The organism is Bradyrhizobium sp., from assembly GCF_049581145.1.
GTDB lineage: Bacteria > Pseudomonadota > Alphaproteobacteria > Rhizobiales > Xanthobacteraceae > Bradyrhizobium.
Genome location: NZ_JBAURI010000265.1, coordinates 1 through 3,387, shown reverse-complemented (window position 1 = coordinate 3,387; position 3,387 = coordinate 1). Strand labels below are relative to the sequence as shown.

General features: G+C 63.7%; 4 protein-coding genes and 1 pseudogene. 1 reads left to right on the top strand and 4 read right to left on the bottom strand.

Features of this window, described 5'->3' with window-relative positions:
• The 3 genes and pseudogenes from WCB02_RS09010 to WCB02_RS09000 form a co-directional block, all read right to left on the bottom strand.
• Positions 1–191: pseudogene (locus tag WCB02_RS09010) on the bottom strand (hypothetical protein); the annotation flags it as partial.
• A gap of 198 nt (positions 192–389) precedes the next feature.
• Entirely contained in the window at positions 390–761 is a 372-nt protein-coding gene (locus WCB02_RS09005; protein ID WP_423957624.1) for a hypothetical protein, read from the bottom strand.
• Positions 762–1,047: 286 nt separating this feature from the next.
• Positions 1,048–1,380: a cupin domain-containing protein gene (locus WCB02_RS09000; protein WP_423957626.1), complete on the bottom strand. Its 333-nt coding sequence runs from the start codon at positions 1,378–1,380 to the stop codon at positions 1,048–1,050.
• Positions 1,381–1,904: 524 nt separating this feature from the next.
• Between WCB02_RS09000 and WCB02_RS08995 the strand changes: the two genes are divergently transcribed.
• Positions 1,905–2,732 carry a hypothetical protein gene (locus WCB02_RS08995; protein ID WP_423957622.1) on the top strand — a complete coding sequence of 276 codons (828 nt, stop codon included), beginning with the start codon at positions 1,905–1,907 and terminating at the stop codon, positions 2,730–2,732.
• 276 nt (positions 2,733–3,008) lie between these two features.
• Here WCB02_RS08995 and WCB02_RS08990 read toward each other — a convergent pair.
• On the bottom strand, positions 3,009–3,387 hold a 379-nt coding region (locus tag WCB02_RS08990), incomplete at its 5' end, for a metallophosphoesterase (RefSeq protein ID WP_423957620.1).

The window sequence follows — 3,387 nt, the reverse complement described above, 5'->3', positions numbered from 1 at the left end:
GGATGGGTGGGATGGGCGAACGGGTGCGCGGATGGGCGCATGCGGATCAACTCCTCTTCGCCAGTCGCAAGGCGGCGCTCGATCTCGTCAACTCTCGCGCTTCGGCGGCTTCCCAGGCGCTCATACTCCTCGAAGGGAACGAGCACCATGCGATCTCCGCTCCGAGTGGTGATGACATCTGGTCTGGTCATCGTCCCAGTCCTCGTCGGCGCTGCCGCGCAGGCGCACCTTCAACACGTCCAGGATAACGCCCATCCCGGCTGAAGCTGACGCGCCAATCACCAGCGCGCAGCGGATAGTCGCCCTCGGGCCCCGAGCTTCCCGACGTTGTTAACGGGCGCCCGACGACCGATCGCATCCACCCGTACCGCGGAAGCTGATTCCGGCATTCAATCGGGATGGAACAATCCTTCGGACATCAGCGTGTCGATCGCTTCGACGAGGGTGAGGCCCTGAAACAGGCAAAACCATTCCCCGGTGTGGCGGTGCCACTGGAGGTCGAAGCGATCACGGCTGATCCAGTCGAGGCGGGCGAAGGGCTCGTCAAACTGTTCGCCCAGATTCTCCGGGAAACCGGAGCGGTAGCGTTGAATGAAGCGATACTTGGTGCCGTGCCACTTGCCGAGGATATTGACGGGATAGTTGAACTTCGTGGGCCGGATGGCGGGCAGGAAGCGGGGTTTCAGGAAGTCGTCGATCAGGTGCTGGCAGGCGGCCGTTACCGCCGATTTTTCTGCCGTGGAGAAAGCGCTCGATCTCATGTGTCCTCTCGTGTCCTCTTGCCTCACGCCGCTTCGGCACGGCTTGAGATGCGCCAGAGCAGCGTCCATGCTGCTCAAAAAAGAGTTGGGCTGCAGCCATTGCAAAACGGCGGGTTCCTCCTTGGCTTTGGCGACGTTGCGGAGCGGGGTGGGACGCGCTACGCCGGGCGCGCATTGAATCTCCAGGCACCCAATATACGACGGCAAGGCCCGAGAATTCATTGGAGCGGTCTCACGGTTGCGCCTCGATATTCTGTAGTGACAGCCCGGACGGCGCGACAGGTCCTCACTCGAAATGGACGGCGAGCCAAACCGTCGGCTGTCGCTCGTCCGTCCGCTCGACGCGGTGGCGTTTCCCGGCCGGGATCAGGACGTGATCGCCCGGGCCCAGCGCCAGCGTGGCGGGCTCGTCTTCGAACCGCAGGGTGGCGCTGCCCTGGAGCACGAGGACCCACTCGTTCCATGCCTGATCATACCAGAACCCCGACGGGCTGGCTTGCCCCCGCGAGACGATGCGCTCGATCTTCAATCCGGGCCGGGCGAAGATTTCGCTGAACGCCTCTTCGCGCGCGCCGGCGGCTGGGATGTTCGTGAATAGATTGCCTGCCTGGACCGTCATCGCTTGTTCCACGTCTTTCCGGCGCCTGTCTGCGCACGACGTCTACGCATGGGCATGCGGGCGACGTCTTGGGCCACACCGTCTTGGGCCACACCTATGGCGCCGCCTATTCGTACACCGCTGCGCGGCGACGTGTTCGATCCGTCGAACGGGCCCGACCGGCGGTTCCAGCCTATCGGTCGCATGGCGAGCGCCAGCGAAGCAATCCTTCGCGCCGCGGAGCGGCAAGCTGGATTGCTTGGTCGCAACGGCTCTTCGCAAGGACGCTCGGGCAAGATTCGCACGCGCGGGACAGGAGAACGTCCGCCAGGGGGGCGCAATCTGATGACGCTCATGTGCTGGCGAAATCGGTGTCTCGGGCAAGCTGCGCGCCCTTGGTCAAGAGTTTGGGAATGACGGCAACTGCGCCGGGAGACCGCCAAGGAGCAGGTCGCGTCGCGCCCGAACCACGATCATCAAGTTTTCGAGAGTGAGCAATACTGATCATCTTTGCAAGTTCGCTTCCGCCTATCGTCGGACTGCGGGTGACGCCCGAACGCGATCCTGCATCCCCCGCTTGGCTCACCAGGTGCAAGAACCGATCTGTCTCATGGCCTGGAGGCCCACCGATGATCTCCTTATCGGCTCTGCCGATCACCTTTCGTGCGCTGTTCAGCAGTTTCCTCATCCTGATTGGTGTCGGATACCTGATGGCTCTTTCCTTCATGTACCTGGCTGTGATCGAGCCTCATCGCCAGATGGGAGAGGGCTTGGCGTCCGGTATCAGCGATGAATATCACGGCCTGCCGAAGGGAAAAACTCTGCTCGAATCGGCGCTGATGGGCCCCATGGCCGACAAGATATCCGTCGCCGATCGCAGCAGCGTCCTGCAGTGGATTCATGGCGGCGCCAAGATCGCCGAATATTCGAAAGTCGAACCGATCTTCACAAAGGACTGCATTGGCTGCCATATGGCCGAGGCCACGTCGATCCCTCCACTCACGAGCTTCGACGCCGTACAGAAGGTCACGTCGGCAGACACGGGAACAAGCATCGAGGACCTGTCCAAGGTTTCGCACATTCACCTGTTCGGCGTCAGCATCATATTTTTGCTCACTGGAGCGATTTTCAGCCTGAGCAGCACGCCGATCTGGCTCCGGGTCAGTCTCGTGGTCCTGCCGTACCTTACGATCCTGATGGATATCGGCTCCTGGTGGGCGACCAAATATCTCGGCTCCATATTCGCCTTTACCGTGATCGCCGGCGGCGCCCTGATGGGTTTGTCGCTGGCGTTGCAGATCTTGATCTCACTATGGGAAATGTGGATGGGCCGCGGGGCAGCGAACGCTTTCTCGCCCGCATCGAGCGGCTGACCGGACGTGTGCTCAAGCCCGGCAGGCGCGGGCCGAAGCCCGCGGAGCGCGGCGATCAATTGCGTGTCGCCGTCACTCGGGTTCGCACGTCATGCGCCAGGGAATGGCGATCGCTCGCGAGACCCGCCGTCATTGCGAGCGCAGCGACGCAATCCATCGCGCCGCGCAAAGCGAGCTGGATTGCCTGGTCGCAAGGGCTCCTGGCAATGACGCTTGAGCAAGACTTGCGCCCGCATCACCCCGGCGCGCGACGCCCGTCAGCGCACCCGCGTTCGATCAGGTCGCCCGGCGCAACGTGATCCGCGTCAGCTCCGACGGGCGTCCGAGCCGCAGCGCGAAGCCGGGCCACAGCCCGGTGCCATTGTTCACGTAGAGCGTCATGCCGTCGACGTCGTAGCGGCCCGAGACGTATCCGCTGTTGGCGCGCGCGGCCAGCCGGTCGAGCCCGACGACCATGCCGCCGTGGGTATGCCCGGACAGCTGCAGCGCCACGCCGGACGCGGCGGCTTGCCTTGCCTGCTTCGGCTGGTGGTCGAGCAGGATGATGGCCGCATCCTTCGGTGCGCCTTTCAATGCGGCGGCGAGGTCCGGGGCGGGGTAGGCGGAGTGGGTCGCCGACAGGTCGGTGACGCCGGCGACAACCAGCCTGCCGCCC

What these genes read in the sequence shown, in the direction of transcription:
- WCB02_RS09005 (WP_423957624.1), bottom strand. Translation starts at nt 761, where the DNA reads ATGAGATCGAGCGCTTTCTCCACGGCAGAAAAATCGGCGGTAACGGCC.
- WCB02_RS09000 (WP_423957626.1), bottom strand. Translation starts at nt 1,380, where the DNA reads ATGACGGTCCAGGCAGGCAATCTATTCACGAACATCCCAGCCGCCGGC.